This window comes from Streptomyces zagrosensis (assembly GCF_014203645.1).
Lineage (GTDB): Bacteria > Actinomycetota > Actinomycetes > Streptomycetales > Streptomycetaceae > Streptomyces > Streptomyces zagrosensis.
Genome location: NZ_JACHJL010000033.1, coordinates 17,144 through 37,608, shown reverse-complemented (window position 1 = coordinate 37,608; position 20,465 = coordinate 17,144). Strand labels below are relative to the sequence as shown.

The window sequence follows — 20,465 nt, the reverse complement described above, 5'->3', positions numbered from 1 at the left end:
GGGTACGCGTAGCGTCTTCCGGCGGTCGTGGCCCTGCCACTGGCCGACAGGCGCCGACGGCATACGCCGCGCGTTCAGCGCGAGTCTTCGGCGGGTAGTCCGGCAGGCGGTCCGGCGCCGGACTGCTGAGGGGGCCGCGGTGTCGGAACTTCCCGCTCCGCACGGGCCGAGCGCCTGAGCCGATGGGGCATCAGCAGGCCCTGCCTCGCGGTGTCGGCGGCGGCCACCAGGGGTAATGGCTGGGGAAACGAGAAGACGGCGGCGTCCGGGGGCTTCGCCTTCTCCACGGCGGACGGGGGCTGCGCCGGTGGTTCGGCCGGAGACTCTCGCCGCATGCCGTCCTGCCAACCGTGCGCGTAGGCGCGTAATTTCATCGCCTCGATCTCTGACTGGGTGACTACCATCAGATCATCCGGAAGCGTCGCCTGCACGAGGCTCATGACGAGGTTCTGGACCTGCTGCGCCGGCAGGGCCTGGAGAGCGGAGCCGCCATCGGACATGCCGGGGTCGAGCCCCGGCGGGCGCGGGGACCGGCAATCCGGCGAGCTCCCATCATTTTCACCTCGCCGGGTACCTCCCTCGTGGTCGTCCTTCGGGCTGTCGTCACTTGCCAAGGCCCCTGCCCTCCAAGCCACGGCACCGGTAGCTCAGCCCGTGGCGCGTATGTCTAACCCCTTGTCCTCCGGCTGTCGCGGCGTGAACTGTTCCGCCACCCGGACGAACACCTCCCGCATTTCTGCCGGGACCCCCATGGCATCGGCCGCCTGCTCGGCGGACATCCGATGTCCGGTGGAAGCACCCTCAGCAGCGTACCCAGGCAGACTCGGTAGATCGTCTTCGGTGAGTCTCCCTGACCGGATCAGGACCTCCCTCACCGGTACCCGCAGCGCCTTGGACAGGCCGCGCATGGTGTCGAGGTCGGGCATGCTCTGCCGTTGGAGCAGCCTGGTGACGGCCGCCCTGTGGACGCCGGCGTCCACGGCGAGCCTGGACTTCCCGCCTCCCCGCGGGCTGTCGATGTCGTAACCCTGCTCGCGCATGAGTCCCTCGACCCAGGCAGCGAAGGTCTCGATGTGTTCTGCGTCGCTGTGCATAAGCGGATTCCCTCCATTCGCGAGCACAAGATACCGCGCGCTCGCGCACGAAATGAGCACTCACGCGCGCGCAATCGTGGAGGGTCTCGTATGGGCGTCAGTTGACCGTTGGTGAAGTGACTCGGGAAGCCTGAGTGACTAGTGATACACCCAAAGTGGTTGCGCGCGAGTGCGCAACAAAGCACGATGTGCGAGCGCGCACCGTCAGAGCGTGCGGCAAAAGACCTGCTTCCTCATCGCGCGGCCCCGGATCGGAAGGTGCTCATGACCACAGACCTCGCCACCCAGCACGCAGCCCGCGCCACCTTGTGGATCGACGTCCTCCGGCGCCAGTTCCCGGAATTGCTGGAGGAGCTCGTCCCCGGCCGTCCCTCCACGGCCACCAGGCCCAGCGCGCCCAGGAGCCCTGCCGCCCGCCAGGCACGCGCCGACCGTGACCGCGCGGACCGCGCCGACATCCTGTGGAACGAACAGCACGGCCTATCGCCCATCGGTGGTGGCGCGGCCCCGATCAACCTGCGCGTCTCCGACGCCATCCGGGACATCACCGACGGCGTCGTCGAACTCGAAGAAGCCGTACGGGACAAGCTGCGTCTCGGCCGCCCGCCCCGAGCCGCGGTCCCGGACCGGCTGCGCCGCCTCACCCGGCTCCTCGACCAGGTCGCCCAACACCCCGCCCTGGCTCAGCACGTACTCGACGAGTCCCGCCGCATGGCGCGGCGCTGTGGAGCCGCCCTGGGCGATGCGGAAGCGCTGGTACGGGTTACCGGCCGCTGCCCCTGGTGCGACTCGGTCTCACTGCGGGCGTTCCCGGCCTGGCGGGCGGTGCTCTGCGTCAACCCCGGCTGCCGCTGCACCGAGCAGGACTGCCCCTGCGCCACGAACCCCGGACACCGTCACTCGTGGGCGGAGACCGCCTGGGCGCGACTCGCCGCCGTGTCCGGCGCCGACGCGGCTTCGATAGCCGCCCTCGTCAACGACGCCGAAGCGGGTGACGCCTGATGTCGCTCCCGATGGCTCTCCCGGCATGCCCGGCCCTGGTGACCGGCGTGATCGCCGCCAACGAAGCGGGTGTGGTGCCCGCGACCATCCGCAAGTGGGTCCAACTTGGCCGCCTCACCGCGGCGGGCCGTCTGGGCACGAAACACCTGTTCCGCCTGGAGGACGTCTTCGCCGCCGAACGTGCGGCATTCCGCGGCGATCGATCCCCGGTGAACACCTGACCTCTACGCCGGTCTCTCCCACGTTGGCCCGTGCACCTTCGGTGCACGGGCCAACGTGCATGTTCCGCCGCAGTGGGACGCCGGGATCACCACGCCCAGCGCGAGGGCCTTCTGGCTCGCACCAGAGAACAGGTTGCGCTCGCGGTCGCAACCTGTCACAGTTGGTGCAGCGGCGGAGCTGTGCCCCACACCAGGGGAACGGCCTCGCCGTTTCCTGTGGGGCGGCCCCCGCCGCCGACCGTGCGCACGGCCAACACCTCCATTCGCACGGAGGCCGTGCGCACGGTACGGCGGAGCCGCTTCTCCGCTACTGCTCGCTTCTGCGTGAACGGAGCCCGCCTTGGCCGACCCGCCGATCACCTTCCCCGATGTCGAACGACTCGTCGTCAACTTCCTCGACGCCCGGCCCGAACTGGACGCCGCCACCGTCGATAACGTCCCGCCGGCCGGTTTCACCGGCACGCAGCCCGTCATCCTGGTCTCCCGAGCCGGTGGCGCCTGGGTCGACGACCTACGCCTCGACCAGCCCCTGGTCGATCTGGAGGTCTACGGTCCGACCAAGACCGCCGCCCACGGCCTGGCACTCGCGGCCCGGTCCGCCCTCGTCGCGCTGCGCGGCACCACCTACGGCACGGCTTACGTCTCCGACGTGGTCGAGGCAGACGGCCCGCGCTGGCTGCCCGACTGGAACCGGTCGGCCGCCAACCGCTACCTCTCCACGGTGCGGCTGCACATCCGCCCCATCTGAGCCGCCTTCCACGCGCGCTCGCCCTTGCTCAGGCCCTGCCGCCCGGCGGGGCCTTCGTCATGTCCACGCACACATCACAGGAGTTCACATGGCAGGCACCAATGCTTCCGAGATCCGCGTCGCCGGGACCGGCCGAATCCTCGTCGCCCCGGTCGGCACCGTCGCGCCGGCCGACACCTCCGCCGCCTGGGCGGCTGGTTGGAAGGATCTCGGCTTCACCTCGCAGGACGGCATCAAGCTCTCCAAGAAGGACAAGCTGGACCCGGTCGAGACCTGGCAGTCGGTCAGCCCGGCCCGGTTCATCTACTCCGACCGCGACCTGACCGTGAAGTTCCAGCTGCTCCAGCTGAACGAGGACACGCTCCCCTTCTTCATGGGTGGCGACACCCTCGCGGAGACGGCGACCAGCTCGGGCATCTACAAGTACGAACTGGCCGCCGACCCCAAGTTCAACGAGAAGGCGCTGGGCATCGAGTTCAGCGACGGCAAGGACATCACCTACCGCTTCGTCATCTCGCGCGGCCAGGTCACCGAGACCGAGGAGCTGTCGCTCACCCGTACCGCCTCGATCAAGCTCGGTGTCACCTTCACCGCGCTGGCGGTGGACAACACCAAGCCGCTGGCGACCTTCCTGATGAAGGACCCGTCGTACAGCGCCGTCTGATCACCCCGGGGCCGGGAGCGCCCAGCTGCCGGCCCCGGGCCTTTCCCGCACCCCGCACCCCACGCTGCACCGCACACCTCAGGAGATGGAATCGCCATGGCTAGTTTCGACGTCGGCGCCGCCCGCGCCCAGCGCCTGGAGGCGCTCGGCCGTTCCTGGACCTTCACCCTCGACAAAGATGTTTTCGAACTCCCCACCGAGCTCACCCGCGCCGCCGCCCGTAACCTGCGCGACCTGGACGACAACGACGTCGACGGCCTGCTGCGGCTGCTGCTCGGCAAGCGGCAGTTCGACCGCTTCGACCGCCACGAGGTGACGATGCAGGACATCGCGGCGATCTTGGAGGCTTACGGCAAGGAGACCGGGCTCGCCTTGGGGGAAGGCTGAGCCTCGGCGCGTTCATCGACGAACACGCCGAGGCCCTTGAGGCGGACCTGCTCCGCCACTACGGCGTGGATCTGCTCGACTGGCACCGCGGCCGGCTCACCTCCCGCCGGCTCGCGGTGCTGGTCAAGCACCTGCCACGCGACAGCGCGACCCTGCATGAGATCCACGGCGACGCGGCGGGCTGGTCCGTGACGGACTACCTTCTTGCCGCCGCGGTCGACCACCTGGCCGAGTCCAACTGGATGTTCGCCACCGTCAACCGTGACGAGGACTCCGAACCGCTGGACTACCCCCAGCCCACTCCCCGCCCCGGCGACGAATCCGCTGCGGCCGAAGCGCCTCCTGCCGAAACGCCGGTTGCCGAAACGGCCTCGCAGAACCCCAGCACCGTCCAACTCACCCGCTTTTTCTCCTGAGGAGGCGAAAGCCGCGACGTGAGCCGCATCGTGTCGGTGATGCATGGCCGATTTCCTCGCACACCGTGAGGAATGCGAAGGGAGCGTGGTACGGAATGTCGCTGGGGTAGTAGGAGCGACAAATTTATGCGGCTTTATGTCAGTTACGCGAAGGTGGTGTTCCAACGCCAGCGGACAGATTCCGAACCATGCGAGTAATGGTGTGGAAATAATCGGCACGACTGTACCCACCCACCTGAGATCCGTCATGGGGATGGCTTGGGCTAATCCATTAACCCAAGCAGTGTCAGAAGCGCAAGTAGCAGATTGAGAAAGGGGCGAAAAGTCGTGGCTGCGAAGGATGATGACGTTCTATATCTATGGAAAGGTGAGCAGTATGACGCACACAAGAAAAAACTGAACGGGATTTCCACCACCGTTGAGGGCCTGAAAATCGGGCTGGCGATTGTGAGTACTGGCCTCACTGTTCTCAAGGCAGATCTAGCAATAGTCAAGGTCGACGAGAAGGGCGTGACGTTTCTCGGTAAGCAATGGTGGACGTGGCCTCACGCACGGAATACCGGAGAGAAGGAGGCTGCTGCGGAAAAGGAATTCCTTAAGCGTGTAAAAAAGGTTCAAGATACCGCCAATGAAGCGACTCGAAGCGTCAAAATCGTGAAGCGCCGACAGGAACAGCTCGCCAGTTCCGCACGTCATTCCGGCAGCCTGTATTCCGAACATAATCTCGCAACCGCCAAGGCGCAGGCGGAGCGTGACCTCCGGTCGGCGTCGAAGGCCCGGGAGAAAGCTCAGAGAAACTATGACAAAATCCTCTCGTTGAAGTTCAATGCCGACCGAGATGCGAAAGCTGTGGAAAAGGCGCACAGCGAGAGCAAGGAATCGTTCGTGGATCTTAGCCTCAAATTGGATGCTCTCAACGGTGAAGCGCGGGAGCTGGCCATGACGATTGGACTGGGGTGACCAACCCATGAGTTTGAAACAGGCTCTCAGCAATGCCACCGCAAGCCTGAAACCTTTCCGTCTCGCGATAGGCCAGACAGCGACCGCTGTAGGGCGGTTGCGTAAGTCGTCCGGGGACGCGTCCGGCGCGGTAGGGAAGGTCAAAACGTCCGCCGGGCAGGTTGCTCCGGCGCTGAAGAAGATGAAGGGCGACGCGGACAAGCTGCACGCCTCGCTCGGGAAGTTGAAGACCTCTGCCACGCAGAGCGGCGGCGGCCTGGACAAGGTGAAGACGGCAGCACGGAACGCCGATGGGGGGATCGGGAAGGCACGCGGCGGGGCGGACAGGCTGACGAAGTCGCTGGACAAGCTGAAGGGCGCGGCGCACCGGGCCAAGGGCGAGCTCCAGAACGTCAAGCGGCAGGCCGACGCCGTCGAGAGGTCGGTCGGCAAGGCCGGCAAGGGGGCCGACCGTACCGGGAAGTCCATGGGTGGCCTCGGCAAGGGTCTGAAGGGGGCCAACCTGGCGCAAAAGGCACTCAACCTGACGATGGCGGCCAGCCCGTTCGGGCTCGTCATGGCGCTCTTGGCGCCGCTCATCGCGCAGTTCATCAACATGGACAAGGTCGTCGCGGTGGCCAAAAGGGGCTTCTCGGCCGCGATGAAGGCTATCTCCAGCGCCACCTCAAGCATGATCAACTTCATCAAGCCGCTCCTCAAGATGGCGGTGAACCTCTACACCACGCCCATCAGAGGCATGATCATCGCCCTCAATGGCGCCATCGGCGGTCTCAACGGGATCAAGGTCAGCATCCCGGACTGGGTTCCGAAGTATGGCGGCAGGAGCTTCGGGCTCGACATCCCCAAGTTGCCCAACATCCCCGCCCTCGCCCAGGGCGGCCTCGTCGAGGCACGCACCGGCGGCACGTTGGCGCTCATCGGCGAGGCCGGCGAGGCCGAGGCCGTCCTGCCGCTGAGCAAGTTGGAGCGGATGTTCGGCCAGGGCGGTCCCGCCTCCGGCGCCGCCCTCCACCGCCTCGTCCAGGCCGTGGAACGACTCGCGGAGCGCCCCGTACACGTCCAGGTCGATTCCCAGACCATCGCCCGCGCCGTCCTCGTCGGACAGCGCCAGCTCGCACGGAGGTGAGCGCGTGACCAGAAACCTGTGGATCGGAACCCCCGGAAGCGGCCTGCGTGAGATCACGCAGGCCGCTCGTTCGTGGGACCGCACCGCCGACCTCGGGATGAGTGAATTCCGGTCCCTCGACGGGACCGTCACTCTGTCCCGCACCCGCTACACCCCTCGCCGGGCCAAGCTCTCCTGGGAGTGGCTGACCCTCGAAGACGCCCGCCACCTCGATGGGCTGGCCCGCCGCATCACCAGTTACGGGCCCTGGAGCCCGGACGCCGACTCCCCCGGGCCGATCGCCTTCATCGACCCCGCCGCCGGCAATCTGCTCGGCGCTTTGCAGTCCACCGGCCGCTGTGGTCCCAGGGACGCCGAGCAGGGGTGGTTCACGGTGTCCGGAACGGCGGCGTACGAGCGCCACCACGACAGCGTCGGCGCCACCGCCAGTACCGCCGAGACCGTTCTCGGCTGGCGGCACGGCACCTGGCCGGGTTGGCCCGTCAAGTCCGGGATGAATGTGTCCTGGCTGCTGCCGTCGTACTGGGAGCACCTCGGCACCGCGGTCGCCCAACTGGACTGGAAGGACGCGTCCGGTGAATACCTTTCCAGCAGCACCAGCGCCGGCCCGACCGTCACCGGCACCGCGCCGGGCGGGGCGGTATTCGTCACTCCCGCCGGTAAGCCCGGAGTCGCGAAGACGCTGGTGGACTTCATCGGCGCGTGCCTGACGATCGGCGAGCCCGCCCGCCGGGACATGCCAGGTGACGGATGCCCCGCCATGGCGGTCACCTCCTACACCGACACACCGGCGCCCCGCCTGCCGTACCGGAACATGTCGGTCGATCTGGTGGAGGTGAACGGTGCAGTCCGGTAACGACGACCTCGCCAGGACACTGGCTGGGGGCGACCGCACCCCCAGCCACACCACCCGCCTCGGCGGCATGACCATCGGCGACGAGTTCTTCACCGAGGCCACCGTGGGAAGCCGCCTCCAGTCGTGGACCCTGGAGCGCTCCTACAACACGGATCTGCCCAACGCCATGCGGGCCTTCGCGGGTAGTGCCTCGGCCCAGTTGGAGCTGGAGATCTCCGGCACGGACGCCCTGAGCGCACCGCAGCTCTACTCCCCCTGGGCCAACCGCTGGCCCGGCGACGCCCTGCGCCCGGGGCAGACGGTGGTCCACACCGCAGGTGTGAACGGCATCGACCTGCCTGCCTTCCGCGGCACGCTGCGGTCCCGGTCCGCGCTCTCCGGTAGCGACACCGTCAAGGTAAGCGCACTGGACGGGGCCGAGCGGCTGCGTGGCCCCGCCGCGCTGAACAACCCGTACAGCGGGTCCGTGGGAAACCAGCAGATCGCCTCCGCCACCTGGTGTGTGGACGAGCTTTTGCGTCAGGGCGGGGTGCACAGCTGTCCACCGCCCCGCGCCCCCAACGCGGATGAGATCGACAAGATCACCGGCCGCGGGGACTACGACCCGTTCACCATCTTCTACGCCTCACTGCATGGCGGGCTGAATTCCACGTACGGCCACCCGCACCTTGTACCGGCTACGGACCAGTACACCTATGTGCGCGAGGGCGCTCCCCACGCCATGGCGCTGGTGCCGAAAGAGCGCGGGTTGACCGCCTCGTGGATGCCACGCAGCCGGGTGATCGTCCCCAGCGACGACCGGCTGCTCGTCGAGGCCCACGTCAACAGCGGCCTCGGCCCGGGGGACACGGTCGACCTCACCCTGGTCCTGGATGAAATGGGCGAGGGGTCGAGCTTTATCACACTCTACGTCGACTTCGCGGCAGGAGTGGTCTTCATCGGCTCCGGCGACAGCGACGATAACAGGTGGTTCGCCTGGAAGTGGCCGCTGCTCGCCGCGCTCAAGGGCGCCTGGCACATCGGCATGCTGATCGATGTCTCGGGGACCGGTTACCAGATTCTGCCGAAGGTCAAACCGTTCCTTGTGGCCCCGGACGGCACTCGACTCGCCGGCGCCGTGGCCGAGTACACCGACCTGGTCGCGAGCCTGTGGAACAGTGAGTTGCTTCAGCTCGATCTGAAGACCAGCGTCGCCGTCGAGGCCCTCCAGGTCACCACCCGGGTGTCGCCTGGGATGACGAAGGAGGACTTCGACCGGACCGGTACCTGGGTCAAGTCCGTGGAGCTGGACGATCCTGTCCTGCCGCTCTACGCCATCCCCAAGGTGTCCGGTTCCCAGTGGGACGCGATCAGCTCCATCGCCAAGGCCAGCATGTCCACCGCGGAGTTCGATGAGCGGGGCGTGTTCCGGTGGCGCAATGCGAACCGCTTCCAGACCCAGCCGACCACGCCCGACCTGACCGTCTCATCGCGCCGGGAGATCGCCGCCCTCACCGTATCGGAGGAGATCGACGCCTGCCGCAACTACTGCGAGCAGCCCTACCAGGACTGGGCCGGCCGGGGCTTCGACTTCAGCGAGGAGGCCAAGGACACCGCCGTCCGGCGGATCGATCCGGGACGCAGCCTGGAAGTCGGCTACACCGTGGCGGAGGACGAGTTCGACGTCGGGCCGCCGGTGATCTACGACTTCGGAGATATCCCCGGCGGTAGCCGCGTCCGCTTCGGCGACGGCTACGTGGAGGGCGTCAGCGGCGGCGCATCCGTGAAGGGCACGGTCGTGGTCACCGCCCGCCGCGAGGGCGGGATGTACATCCTGCGCTTCACCAACCAGGGCAAAAAGACCGTCTGGACCACCACCAAGGACGGCAAGCCGTCGGTGGTGATCGCACCGGTCAGGCCCAAAGGCGAGCCGGTGCAGCGCCACAAGGCCAGCTGGAACGCCGACAGTCGGCGGTACTACGGACTCCAGCAGTACGACGCCGAAGCCAGCGAATGGGTGCAGTCCGCGACCGTCGCCCAGGCACTCGCCGACACGATGCTCGCCGCGGGGCGCAATCCGGTGCCGGTGCTCAGCGATGTTGAGGTGCTCTACGACCCGCGCATCCAACTCGGGGACGTGGTGCGCGTCATCGACCAGGCCGGCGCCAGCTTCGAAGCCCTCGCCTGGGTGATCGGCATCCGTACCAGCTGCGCGGCCGGGGGCTCGGTGCAGCAGACCCTCACCCTGCGCGGCACCGAACACAACGGCTCGCCAATGGGCTACTGGCTGGACACCGACCCGCCGACCGACCCGGAGTACTGGCGCCTGCGCACCTACGCGGAGGTGGCCGCCGCCCACACCACGCTCGCCGCCCTCGCCACGATCACCTACGCCACCTTGAAGGACCACAGCTGATGCTCACCACACCCCTGGGTGCGCTGCCCTACCCGCAACCCACCGACACCGCCGATATCCCAGCCCATCTACGGTCCCTGGCCCAGGCCGTGGACGGCCGCACCGTGCTGCGCTTCGACGACGACGCCGACCGCACGGCCAAGGTGACCTCACCACAGGCCGGCATGGTCGCCTGGCTGGCCAAGCCCGGTCTGCTCACCCTCCACAACGGGTCCGGGTGGGTCAGCGTCCACTCACCGACCGACACCGGCTGGCTGCCCCTCACCCCGGCGTCCGGGTACGTGACCGGGATCACCGGGTCGGCCGCCCACCCCCCGGCGCAGTACCGGAAGATCGACAACCGGGTCCATCTGCGCGGCTGGATCTCCCACGGCACGGCCGCCACGGTCATCCCCCGCAACACCACGCTGCTGACCCTCCCGGCCGGGTGCCGCCCCGCCTCGGCGGCCAGCTTCGCCGCGGTCTGCCAGGAGGCCACGACCGCCAACTACAACGAGCACGGCACCACCCGACTGGAGATCACCACCGGCGGGCTGGTGAAGAACCTCGGGCAGCACACCGTGGCCGGCTACACCCACATCGGCCTGCCCGACAACGCCTTCTTCTTCCTCGACTGATCCAAAGGACCCGTGATGAGCGAGACCACTTCCGAGCCGCTACCGACACCCGTCGTCCTCACCCCGGAGCAGCTGACGCAGCTCGCGGACACCTTGGCCCGGCACCTGGCCACACACCTGGCGCGCCGCGACCCCGAGCCGGTGGGCGTCGCCGGCCCGATCAGCTCGAGCGGGGACCGCAACAGCAGTTCCATCCCCCTGTTGGTCCCGGCTGCGGCTGCGTACGGCCCCGACCGGTGAGGAGTTTCCGATGACTGCTCCCACGAGTGCGCAGAGATTTCTCGACGCACTGCTTGGCGAAGGGGTCCGCGTCGTCGAACACAACGGCTGGCGCACCCACAACCGCAACCACAAAGGCCCGTGGGGCCCGGTCGATGGTGTGCTGCTGCATCACACCGCCGGGTCCGCCAGCGTCGGCTTCTGCCGCGCCGGCACCGCCGATCTCCCTGGCCCGCTGTGTATCGGCGTCATCGCCAAAGATGGCACCGTCCACCTGGTCGGCTACGGCCGCACCAACCATGCCGGAAACGGCTCCCGCGCCGTTTACGACGCCGTGCGCGGCGGCACCGCGCTGCCCGCCCGGCCCGGCCCGGACGCGGTCGACGGCAACGCCCGTTTCTACGGCTTCGAGATCGAAAACCTCGGCAACGGCCGCGACCCTTACCCCGACGCGCAGCTCGCGGCGGTCGAGCGGCTGGCCGCCGCCCTGTGCCGAACGCACGGCTGGGGTGCCGGCCATGTCATCGGCCACAAGGAGTGGACCACGCGGAAGATCGACCCGAGTTTCTCGATGCCGGGCATGCGCGCCCGGATCGCCACTCGGCTCGGCGCTGCCAGGCCCATCTCGTACGAGCCGTTCCCTGGCGCCGCGTACTTCACCGCCGGCCGACGCAGCGCGGTCATCACCGCCATGGGCAAGCGGCTCGTCGCTCAGGGCTGTGGTCGGTACGAGGCAGGCCCCGGGCCGGCCTGGACCACCGCAGACCAACGCTCGTACGCCGCCTGGCAACGCAAGCTCGGCTTCACCGACACGGAAGCCGACGGCATCCCCGGCCGCACCAGCTGGGACAAGCTCCGTGTGCCCCGCGCCTGACCGGAGGGCACGCGCTCGGACCGCGAGGAGACACCAAGATGACCGACGCCAACCGCCGTACGATCCGCACTCTCGTCCAGACCGGCCTCGCGCTGGCCGCTGCCCTACCGCTGCTCGTTGAGGCGGCGGTGCCCGGAGCTGCCGCCGCACTCGCGGTGGCCACCCTCTTCACCAAGGTGATGTCGCTGGGCGCCGTGGACGCGCTGCTACCTGCCTGGCTCCGCCGCTCGGCGGCTGGCGAGGAGGAGGCCGCCGGGTGACGACCGACTCCCAAGGCGGGCTGGGCGTGGCTCTCGAACTGGAGCGCCTGCGCCGCTCGGTCGACGTGGGCTTCGCCACCACCCGCGGCGACCTCGCGCTGCTCCTGCAACGCGCCGACCAGACCGACAAGATCCTGAGCGAACACGAGAACCGCATCGATGCCTTGGAACGCTTCCGCTGGCCGCTGCCTTCGGTTGCCGCTCTGACGGGGCTGCTGGCCCTGGCGATCGCTGTCTACGGCACGTTGGGCGGCTGATGCCTCGAGGAAGAGGCCCGAGCCGTTTTTGACGACATGTTGTTGGTTTATTTTGAGCCCGTGCATGGCGGCGGCTCCCAAGACCTGATGGTGGTCTTGGGAGCCGCTGTTGTCGTTGGGGGACGATCGCCCGGGCTCAGCAGGCGTAGACCCTGGCCAGGCGAGAGGGCCGTGACGGCTCACCGTCAGCTCAGCTCAGACCTCCTCTGCGCTGCGCTCCTTCGAGGTAGCCGCCTCCCCCTCCCCATGCCCCTCCTCCAAGCTGGGCCAGCGAATTTGGGTGGCGCAGACGGCGACCAGGGCTGCTGAGGCTGCTACCGCGCCCATGCCCCAGGTCAGGCTGCTGCCGCCGGCGATGAAGCCGATGACGGGTGGGCCGGCCAGCAGGCCCGTGGTGCCGGTGGCGGCGACCAGGGCCAGGGCTTGGGGGCCTTGGCGGGCCGCGGCTACGTAGATGCAGGGGGTGACCGCCGCTATGCCCAGGCCCACGCAGGCGAAGCCGATCAGGGCGGGGACGACGCCGCCGGTGAGCAGGGCGATGGCCAGGCCCGTGCCGGCCAGGATGCTTCCGGTGCGTACGACGCGGGCGTCGCCCCAGCGGGCGCGCCAGCCGTCGGCGAAGAGGCGGGCCAGCACCATCATGACCGAGACCACGGCGATGCCAAGCGGTGCGATCTGCGAGGAAGCGTGGGTTACGTCCTTGAGGTAGAGCGCCGACCAGTCGTTCATGGCGCCCTCGGTCACTGTGCCGAACGCCATGGCGCACCCCATCCACAGCGTCAGCCGGGATGGCAGGGACATGCCGCGGGGCTTTTTCTGGGTTTCTTGTTGTGGGTGATCCGCGTCTTGGGGGGTGTGGTGGTCCTCGACCACGAGCGATGTGTCCTGGTCCGCGGGGTGTTCCTCCGGTAGGAGGCCCGGTTGGGCTGCGGCGACCAGCAGGATGATGAGGGCGGTGCCCGCGGCGAAGTGTGCTGTGACGGATGAGGTCAGCGCGTTCATGCCGGAGGCCAGGAGCGCGGCGCCCAGGGAGCCGGCGCTGAAGACGGCGTGCAGCTTGGCCATGGCGGTGCGTTGGTAGCGCGATTCCAGGGCCGCGCCTTGTGCGTTCATGGCGACGTTCAGGCAGCCGACCGCCAGGCCGTCGCAGCACATGACGGCAAGGGCGATGGGGTAGTTGGGAGCGGCGGCCAGGCCAAGGAGGACCAGGGCCAAGAACAGGGCCGAGAAGATCGCTAGGCGCTTGGAGCCCAGGCGCCGGGTCAGGACGGCGACCAGCGGGAAGGACGCCGCCGCGCCGACGCCCGCGGCCATCAGGAGCAGGCCCAGTTGGGCCTCGGTCAGGTCGAGGTCCGCCTTGATTGCGGGGAGCCGCGAGGCCCAGGTGGCGTACTGGAAGCCCAGCACGCAAAACAGCGCTGCGATCGCCAGCAGGGTTCTACGGAAGTCGTCGCGGGCACCCACCATGCTCATCAGTTCACGTCGTCTTTCAGGGGTGGCCCGGCGAGCGGGGTAGGGGGCGGCTTGTCGGTCTCGGAGCGCCCTGCCGGCACCGGAGCGGTCATGTAGACGGCGTCCGTTCCGTAGCCGTGGGGGACTGCTATCTCCGGGTGTGGGCGGTAGCCGTGGGCGGTCCAGAACGCCTGGCTGCCCGCGACGGAGACGAGCGAGAACTGTTCGTAGCCCGTCGCTCGTGCCGTCGCGGTGAGGTGGCGCAGCAGTCGCCGGGCCAGGCCACGGCCGCGCAGGGCCGGGGCGATGACCAGGTCGTGTAGGTGCAGGTTGGGGGATGGGGCGGCGGTCTTTGGTGCGTGCTCCGGGTGGCTCAAGTCCGGGGCGCTGAACGGCGGGTAGGGCAGGGCCAGGCAGTAGCCGACGACGTGGCCGCCCTGGTCGAGGACCGTGCAGGTGCTGGGGGAGACCTGCGCCCGCGAGCGCAGGGTGGCCTCGTCCTCGGACAGCCCGATGGCGGCGTAGGCGGCGGCTTCCAGTGCGATGATGCCGCTCCAGTCGCCTTCGGCGAGGTGTCGGATGCGTACGTCAGCGTGCATTACGCCAGGCCCCCCGCTATGGCCGCGGCATCGAGTTGCTGCGCCGGTGGCTGTGCTGGTGCCGGTGCCGGTGCCGGTGGCTGTGCTGCTGGCTGCGCCGTGAGTGGTGCGCCGCCGCGGCCGGTGCGGTCGCCGTCTATCCAGGTGTACGGAAGGGGGCTGAAGCCGTTGAAGCCCTGGGTGGTGTAGCTGGTGGCGTAGGCGCCGCAGGACATGATCCACACCGGGTCTCCCGATGCGGCGGCCTCCGGCACGAGGACCAGGCCGGGGCCGTAGGCGTCGTCGCTGTCGCAGGTGGGGCCCGCGATGACGGCCGGTATGTAGTGCGCGCCGCTGTGTGTGGGGAAGACCAGCGGGTATTGCAGCCCGTCCATTTCGTACAGACCGTTGAACTTGCCGCAACTGAGGTAGAGCCAGTGCGCGCGTTCGCCGCCCAGTTGCTCACGGGCGGAGAGTCGGGCGACGTGGGCGCGGATCGCGCCGTGGTCGGCGACCAGATGGCGCCCGGGCTCCATGAGGAAGTCCAGCGGCGTGCCCGCGATGGCCCGCAACTGCTGCATGCCCTCGCGGATGACGGCGAAGATCTTGTCCAGCGGCGGGTTGAGGCGCCGGCCGTACCGGTCTAGGCAGCCGAGCGCGGGCAGCCCGCCGCCGAGGTTGATGTGGTCGAGCCGGATGCCCCGCCGGCCCAGCGCGGTCAGCACGCCAGCGAGGCGGTCGATGGCGCTGCGCCAGGCTTCGGCCGTCATCTGCTGGGAGCCGACGTGGAAGGACAGGCCCGCTGGGGTGAGGCCGGCCGCCCGTGCCGCCGCCATGATGCGTACGGCGTCCGATGGGGTGCAGCCGAACTTGCGGCTCAGGCCCCACAGGGCGCCTTCGCCATCGGTGGCAAGGCGGCAGAACACCCGGGCGCCGGGGGCGTGGCGGGCGATGGCCCGTACGTCCTCCATGCTGTCGGTGGCGAAGTCCCGTACGCCGAGGCGGTACGCGTCGGCGATGTGCTGGTCGGACTTGATGGTGTTGCCGAAGTGGATGGTGTCGATGGGCGCGCCGGCGCTGATGGCCTGCGCGATTTCGGCGGGGCTCGCGGCGTCGAAGCCGGCGCCCTGTTGGGCGAGGGTGCAGAGCACCTCGTCCACGGGGCAGGCCTTCATGGCGAACCGTACGGATAAGCCGGGCAGTTCGCGCAGCAGCGTGGCGTGCCGCTCCGCTATGCCTGCGAGGTCGAAGACGATCTGGTCTTCGGTCGCTGCGGCCAAAGCTGTGCGCAGTGCGGTGGTGACGTACATGGTGGATGCCCCGGGTCCGGCTACCGGTGTAGCGGTTGGATGCGCATGGACTGGCTCGCTTGCATCAGCGGCCCCCATGCTTCGATGAGCCGCCCGAAGTCCTCCATGTCCTGCCGGGCTTCGTCCAGCAACTGGTGCCGGCGCGGTGCGAGAGTGTCGGCGAATGCCGCGTACCGGCCGCCGAGCCGCCGGTATGAGCGCTCCACAATGTCCAGCCGTTCTACGTTTTCGGCCGGGTCAAGGCGGGCGCTTTCCCATACGAGGTCGCTGACGCGTGCGGCACGCACCTGGTGTGCGTCGTTGAGTAGCGCTGGGCCGGCCTTGGCCATGGCGTCGTAGACGGCGTTGAAGTACAGCATCGACAGGAAGAACTTGATGAACCGCAGTTGGTAGGCCATGAAGCCGGCGTCGGTTCTTCTTTCCTGCGTGTAGAAGTTCACGATGTTGCGGTTGTGCAGCACGCCGGGCAGGGCGGCGTCGTACACCAGGTGCATCAGGAAGTAGTCGCTGCCAATGGTGTTGGTCGCGGGTGGCAGCGGTATGTGCTCGTGGACCTGGTGGAAGCTGATGTTGCACATGTCCAGGCGCATGGGGTCCACGAGGGTCAGCAGCGCGTGGTCGCCGGTGAACGGTTCGGTGCCGGCGCCCGTGAAGGACTCGTCCACCAGCTCCCGCTTCTGCTGCTGCGAGAAGGTGGTGGGCGCCCACAGGCTGACGATGTCGTAATAGACCTCGGGGTCGAGCTGCCGTATCTCGCTGATGTCCACGGACAGTTCGCCGACGAAGGAGCTGCCCACCAGGACGACCGGCTTGTCGCCGTGTACGGGATCGAGTGTGACCTCGGTGACGTGGGCGGCGGCATCGGCCGCGCGCTCGCCGAGCGAGGTGAGCTCGTGGTGGATGGGGTAGACGGGCTCGCCGTCCCATGTCTGGTAGCTGCTGTCGGAGTCGCGGCGGTGGACGGAGGTGCAGCCCAGTGCGCGGCCGATGAGGAAGGCCCGATTGGTGCAGGCGCCGTACGAGACGTCGGCGGGGAGCATCAGCTCAAGCAGCAACTCGGGCTTGGCGAGGCCGGCGCGGTGGATGATCTCCTTGAGGTGAGTGCGCTGCGCGTCCTCGCCCAGGTGGTGCACGCGGACCTGCGGCGTTGCGGGTTGCGCGCGCAGGGCTCGGGCGTGCTCGGCGAAGGCGTCGGGGGCGGCGGAGTCCAGGATCAGTACGTGCACCTCGACGTCGAAGTGGTGGGCCGCGTAGGCCGCCTCTTGGCAGATGGCCGCGACCATGGGCGCGGAGGCCCTGTTGGTGGGCAGGGTCAGACAGATGCTGCGCATTGCGGTTCTCCGGTTCACCGAGGGGCTGCTGTCCCGTGCCAGGACGTGTGGCCGAGGAGGCGTTCGCCCAGGTCGTTGAGCGTGGCCGTCTCGTAACGGAGAGATTCGTGCCGCGTGGCGTCACCGACCAGCGTCGCGTTCCAGTCCGGCGTGCTCAGGTGGCGCCAGGAATCGACGCGGGAGGTGCGTAGCTCGTGGTGCTCTTCGAGCGCGGGCATCATCGACAGGTACTGGACCGAGCGGACGCCGTCCTTCGACGAGTTGGGCGCGACGCCGTGCGCCAGCATGCCGTTCCACAACAGCAAGTCACCGGCCGACAGTTCGGGCCTGACCACGGGGAACTCGGCTCGGTCGGCCGTGGGCCGGATCGGGTCCCGGTCCGCGGGCTGGGTGACCTTCCACTGGTCGAACTGGCGGAACAGCTCGGGCGAGCATTGGAAGCCGCCCAGTTCCGGCTGGGTGTCGTGGAGGGCGATGATGCCTTGGACCCGCTGCGGCAGCACGCTGAGCGTGGAGTCCACGTCCCAATGGAGTTCGATGTCGAACCCCTCTTCGGTGGGGGCGATCAGGGCGCGGTCGCGGTTGCGTACGTTCGGCGGGTTGAGGTTGAGCCGGTCCAACGTCACCCACAGCTCTTGGCAGTCCCACACGTCCACGAAGGCGTCATAGACCCGCTGGGTCTGCCGGCTGTCCCAGATCAACTGGTGGTGGTACGCCTCCACGAAACCGTAGATGTACAGGTCGCGTTCCAGGTCCGTGGGAAAGGTGCGCTCGGTGTACCAGGTGTCCGGGCGGCCCGGGTCGAGCCCTTGGAAATCCCAGGCGAAGTCCAGCAGGCGCTGCGCGGCGGCGGCGGGGATCGCCTCTTTGACCACGACGTATCCGTACGTCTGCCAAAAGGCGAGGTCGTCCTTGGACAGCACGCGCAGTGGCTGTGTCTTGTCGATGTCCCTCAGCGGTGTCTGCGCCAGATACGTATCGCCGTCCGCACTGAAGTAGGGCCTTTCCGAAGCGGCTCGGTAGAGATATCCGTCGGGCGTGGGCATGCAATGTCTCCAGAGCGTGGGTGTGCTGGGAGGGTCGGCTGAGCCCTCGCGGTACAGGCACGTCGGTGCCGTGCGCGGAGGTGGCGTGAGGGGGCGCCGGCGGTTTCGTCGCCGGCTGTGAACGTCGCTGTTCAGCGGCCAGGCGTGGGGCCGGTGTGACACTCGCTAGGGGATGTGTTCAGCCAGGTGAGCGCGGGCTCGTCGGGGGTGCGCCGGGCTGTGATCCGATCCGGAGCGGGGAGCTACGGACGGGGGGTGCTGGTCGTACCGCGACGGTGCGCTGTGAGGGGAACGCCCAGGGAGAGACCGGGGGGCAGGCTGCGGAGCCGCGCGCGAGTTCGTACGGGCAATGGAGGTGTCATTGCCTGCGGGTTGTGGCGACGGATCGCGGTGCGTGGGTCATGAACCGTGATCCTTGCGTCGTGGAATCCGCGGCGGAACGTCGCGAGAAGTGGGGGACTCGGCAGGCGGCCAGGGTGCAAGTACGGTGCCGCGCATGATGGTCGTGGAGGTCGTTGTTCGCCGTGACGTCAGGGCCGAGTCTCCTTACCTCTCACTTCGTCGCACTCGGCGCCCGCCCCAGGTGAGCGAGAACCCGCGGTGGGCGTGGCGTGCCGGCCAGTTGGCGCGCTGTTCCGGCGCGGAGCCATGCCGGCTTGTCCACTGTGCCGAATGCGCTGTCCCCTTAAGATGGACTAGACCAACTTTGGGTGTCAACCCCCGTCTTGCGGCGGGCACATGCCGTACCGCGGACCGGATTGCGGCCCGCGGTACGGCGCTGGGGCGTGGGCGAATGGCGGCCCGTAGCCGGCCGCCCCGGCCGCTCAGGCCACTCCGGTGAGCACCTCGGCGACGGCGATCCCGGAGACGCGGGTGGCGCCGTAGGTGGTCAAGTGGACCGCCCCGATGTGGTCGCCCGCAGGGACGCCCATCTCGACCACCAGCGCGTCCGGGCGGCGGCGCACCAGGCCGGCCAGCGCCTGCGACATCCAGCCGTGCCGGGCCGCGTCGCGCACGACGATGACCAACTCCTTGCCGGCCGCCGGCGCGAGCGCCGCCCGGTCAAGGAGATCGCTCGCGGCAGCGAGTTCGGACTCGGTGATACGAACCGAGGTGGTCTTCGGGCGAAGCGCGCGCAGCGGGTCGGCCACGCCCCAGGGCGTCGTGCCGTCTATCGCCAGGCTCATCGTCGGGGACAGCTCGACGACGTGCGGGGCGCCCACCAGCGGAAGTTCGGCGGCGGCGCCCGGCTGCCTGCGTACCCGTACCGCGCGGCGGGCCGCGATCAACCCGATGTCGGGCGCGTCCGTCTCGGTGCCGGCCTGCCGTGCCAACTCACTCGACCAGGCGGCGAACGCCTGGACCCGCGAGGCGGCGTCGGCCAACCGCTCCTCGGGCAGGGTGCCATCGAGCACCGCGTTCACCAGGGCGGATGCGAGGTCATCGGTGGTGGACTCCTTGGCGCTCTCACCGCCGACGCACACCGCGTCGGCGCCCGCGGCGACCGCTCTCACGGTGGCGCCGGTGATGCCGTACAGGTCGGATACGGCGCCCATCTCGATGCCGTCCGTGACCACCAGGCCGGTGAAGCCGAGCGTGTCGCGGAGCACGTCCTGAATGATCCGCGGGCTGAGCGTCGCGGGTAGTTCGCTGTCGTAGGCCGGGATGAGCATGTGGGCGGTCATGACCGTACGCACGCCTGCCTCGATGGCGGCGGTGAACGGCGGCAGGGACACCCGCGCGATCGTTTCTGCATCGGCGGTGACCTGGGGCAGGCCGTGGTGTGAGTCGATATTGGTGTCGCCATGGCCGGGGAAGTGCTTGGCGCACGCGGCGACGCCGGCGGACTGGAGGCCGCGTACCCAGGCGGCGGTGTGACGGGAAACGAGGTCGGTGTGCGCGCCGAAGGAGCGCACGCCGATGACGGGGTTCATCGGGTTGGAGTTCACATCGGCGCTGGGCGCGTAGTCCAGCGAGACGCCGATGTCGCGCAGCGCGCGGCCGATGTCGCGCGCCACCTGTTCGGTGAGGTCGGTGTCATCGATGGTGCCGAGCGCGAGGTTGCCGGGCCAGGAGGCTCCGCTGCGCACATCGATGCGGGTGACATCGCCGGCCTCCTCGTCGATGGCGACGATCAGCTCGGGGTTCTCGGCGCGCAGCGAAGCGGTGAGGGTGGCGACCTGCTCGGGGTGGTCGATGTTGCGGCCGAACAGCACGACGGAGGCGAGCCCATCGGCGATCCGGCGGCGCACCCAGTCCGGCGCGGTGGTACCGACGAACCCCGGCTGAAGCACGGAGTTGGCCAGCGCGGTGAGTTTCGGATGGCTGCTGCTTGCCATGAAGAGACCTCCGAGGGGCGGGTGCGGGCCGACGGTTTCGGACGGCCGTGGCGACGTAGAGCAGACGAGACGGATATTGGCCTGTACCAATCAGGGGTGTCAAGGAACGGGTGTGCGGGGGTTTGCTGGGAAATGGGAGGTCAGGGTGGGGGCTTGGGGCGGGGGAGCGCACGCGGTGAGGCGGGGGCGGATGCCAGGGTGATGGGGGTGGTGGGGGTGGCGGGCGTGGTGCCCGGGGGTGATGCGGGTGGGGTGGGGCAGCCATGCGTCGCCGTCCGACCGGACCGGTGGGGTGAGGGGCCGCCGTGTGCTG

At 68.7% G+C, this 20,465-nt stretch carries 23 protein-coding genes; 15 read left to right on the top strand and 8 right to left on the bottom strand.

The features are described from left to right. Positions 1-74: 74 nt before the first annotated feature. Positions 75-500, bottom strand: a complete 426-nt coding sequence (locus FHS42_RS34295; RefSeq protein WP_184579946.1) for a hypothetical protein — start codon at positions 498-500, stop codon at positions 75-77. A 147-nt stretch (positions 501-647) separates the two neighbouring features. After that, positions 648-1,094, bottom strand: a complete 447-nt coding sequence (locus FHS42_RS34290; RefSeq protein WP_184579944.1) for a helix-turn-helix domain-containing protein — start codon at positions 1,092-1,094, stop codon at positions 648-650. Between the two features lie 264 nt (positions 1,095-1,358). On the opposite strand from FHS42_RS34290, the gene FHS42_RS34285 reads away from it, so the two are divergent. From FHS42_RS34285 to FHS42_RS34215, 15 genes are all read left to right on the top strand, one after another. Beyond that, the gene (locus FHS42_RS34285) at positions 1,359-2,096 is read left to right on the top strand and encodes a hypothetical protein (protein WP_184579942.1); all 738 of its coding nucleotides are present in this window, start codon (positions 1,359-1,361) and stop codon (positions 2,094-2,096) included. Next, positions 2,096-2,317: a MerR family transcriptional regulator gene (locus tag FHS42_RS34280; RefSeq protein WP_184579939.1), complete on the top strand. Its 222-nt coding sequence runs from the start codon at positions 2,096-2,098 to the stop codon at positions 2,315-2,317. The genes FHS42_RS34285 and FHS42_RS34280 overlap by 1 nt, the downstream gene beginning before the upstream one ends. Before the next feature lie 340 nt (positions 2,318-2,657). After that, positions 2,658-3,065, top strand: a complete 408-nt coding sequence (locus FHS42_RS34275; protein WP_184579937.1) for a phage tail termination protein — start codon at positions 2,658-2,660, stop codon at positions 3,063-3,065. A gap of 88 nt (positions 3,066-3,153) precedes the next feature. Next, positions 3,154-3,729 (top strand): phage tail tube protein, encoded by a 576-nt coding sequence (locus tag FHS42_RS34270; RefSeq protein ID WP_184579935.1) that lies wholly within the window; start codon positions 3,154-3,156, stop codon positions 3,727-3,729. A gap of 96 nt (positions 3,730-3,825) precedes the next feature. Beyond that, positions 3,826-4,116 carry a hypothetical protein gene (locus FHS42_RS34265; RefSeq protein WP_184579933.1) on the top strand — a complete coding sequence of 97 codons (291 nt, stop codon included), beginning with the start codon at positions 3,826-3,828 and terminating at the stop codon, positions 4,114-4,116. Between the two features lie 65 nt (positions 4,117-4,181). Further along, a complete protein-coding gene (locus FHS42_RS34260; protein WP_184579931.1) occupies positions 4,182-4,532 on the top strand; it encodes a hypothetical protein in 351 nt (116 codons plus the stop codon). Between the two features lie 327 nt (positions 4,533-4,859). Further along, positions 4,860-5,492 (top strand): hypothetical protein, encoded by a 633-nt coding sequence (locus tag FHS42_RS34255; protein ID WP_184579929.1) that lies wholly within the window; start codon positions 4,860-4,862, stop codon positions 5,490-5,492. A gap of 7 nt (positions 5,493-5,499) precedes the next feature. Beyond that, positions 5,500-6,618 (top strand): hypothetical protein, encoded by a 1,119-nt coding sequence (locus FHS42_RS34250; RefSeq protein WP_184579928.1) that lies wholly within the window; start codon positions 5,500-5,502, stop codon positions 6,616-6,618. A gap of 4 nt (positions 6,619-6,622) precedes the next feature. Next, entirely contained in the window at positions 6,623-7,474 is an 852-nt protein-coding gene (locus tag FHS42_RS34245) for a hypothetical protein (protein ID WP_184579926.1), read from the top strand. Then, positions 7,461-9,869 (top strand): hypothetical protein, encoded by a 2,409-nt coding sequence (locus tag FHS42_RS34240; RefSeq protein WP_184579924.1) that lies wholly within the window; start codon positions 7,461-7,463, stop codon positions 9,867-9,869. The genes FHS42_RS34245 and FHS42_RS34240 overlap by 14 nt, the downstream gene beginning before the upstream one ends. Continuing rightward, positions 9,869-10,486, top strand: a complete 618-nt coding sequence (locus FHS42_RS34235; protein ID WP_184579922.1) for a hypothetical protein — start codon at positions 9,869-9,871, stop codon at positions 10,484-10,486. The genes FHS42_RS34240 and FHS42_RS34235 overlap by 1 nt, the downstream gene beginning before the upstream one ends. Positions 10,487-10,501: 15 nt before the next feature. Then, positions 10,502-10,726, top strand: a complete 225-nt coding sequence (locus FHS42_RS34230; RefSeq protein WP_184579920.1) for a hypothetical protein — start codon at positions 10,502-10,504, stop codon at positions 10,724-10,726. Between the two features lie 10 nt (positions 10,727-10,736). Continuing rightward, positions 10,737-11,579 carry a peptidoglycan-binding protein gene (locus tag FHS42_RS34225; RefSeq protein WP_184579918.1) on the top strand — a complete coding sequence of 281 codons (843 nt, stop codon included), beginning with the start codon at positions 10,737-10,739 and terminating at the stop codon, positions 11,577-11,579. A 38-nt stretch (positions 11,580-11,617) separates the two neighbouring features. Continuing rightward, positions 11,618-11,839, top strand: coding sequence for a hypothetical protein (locus FHS42_RS34220; protein ID WP_184579916.1), 222 nt, complete (start codon positions 11,618-11,620; stop codon positions 11,837-11,839). After that, entirely contained in the window at positions 11,836-12,096 is a 261-nt protein-coding gene (locus FHS42_RS34215; protein WP_184579914.1) for a hypothetical protein, read from the top strand. Before FHS42_RS34220 ends, FHS42_RS34215 begins: the two co-directional genes overlap by 4 nt. Before the next feature lie 195 nt (positions 12,097-12,291). Here the strand turns inward: FHS42_RS34215 and FHS42_RS34210 are convergent, their stop codons facing one another. The 6 genes from FHS42_RS34210 to FHS42_RS34185 form a co-directional block, all read right to left on the bottom strand. Then, the gene (locus FHS42_RS34210; RefSeq protein ID WP_184579963.1) at positions 12,292-13,563 is read right to left on the bottom strand and encodes an MFS transporter; all 1,272 of its coding nucleotides are present in this window, start codon (positions 13,561-13,563) and stop codon (positions 12,292-12,294) included. 5 nt (positions 13,564-13,568) lie between these two features. Beyond that, the gene (locus tag FHS42_RS34205) at positions 13,569-14,147 is read right to left on the bottom strand and encodes a GNAT family N-acetyltransferase (RefSeq protein ID WP_184579913.1); all 579 of its coding nucleotides are present in this window, start codon (positions 14,145-14,147) and stop codon (positions 13,569-13,571) included. After that, positions 14,147-15,436 carry a type III PLP-dependent enzyme gene (locus FHS42_RS34200; protein WP_184579911.1) on the bottom strand — a complete coding sequence of 430 codons (1,290 nt, stop codon included), beginning with the start codon at positions 15,434-15,436 and terminating at the stop codon, positions 14,147-14,149. The genes FHS42_RS34205 and FHS42_RS34200 overlap by 1 nt, the downstream gene beginning before the upstream one ends. A 20-nt stretch (positions 15,437-15,456) precedes the next feature. After that, the gene (locus FHS42_RS34195) at positions 15,457-16,767 is read right to left on the bottom strand and encodes a DUF6271 family protein (RefSeq protein WP_184579909.1); all 1,311 of its coding nucleotides are present in this window, start codon (positions 16,765-16,767) and stop codon (positions 15,457-15,459) included. A gap of 14 nt (positions 16,768-16,781) precedes the next feature. Then, the gene (locus FHS42_RS34190) at positions 16,782-17,813 is read right to left on the bottom strand and encodes a phytanoyl-CoA dioxygenase family protein (RefSeq protein WP_184579907.1); all 1,032 of its coding nucleotides are present in this window, start codon (positions 17,811-17,813) and stop codon (positions 16,782-16,784) included. A gap of 824 nt (positions 17,814-18,637) precedes the next feature. Continuing rightward, positions 18,638-20,152, bottom strand: a complete 1,515-nt coding sequence (locus tag FHS42_RS34185; RefSeq protein WP_184579905.1) for a glycoside hydrolase family 3 protein — start codon at positions 20,150-20,152, stop codon at positions 18,638-18,640. Positions 20,153-20,465: the final 313 nt, after the last annotated feature.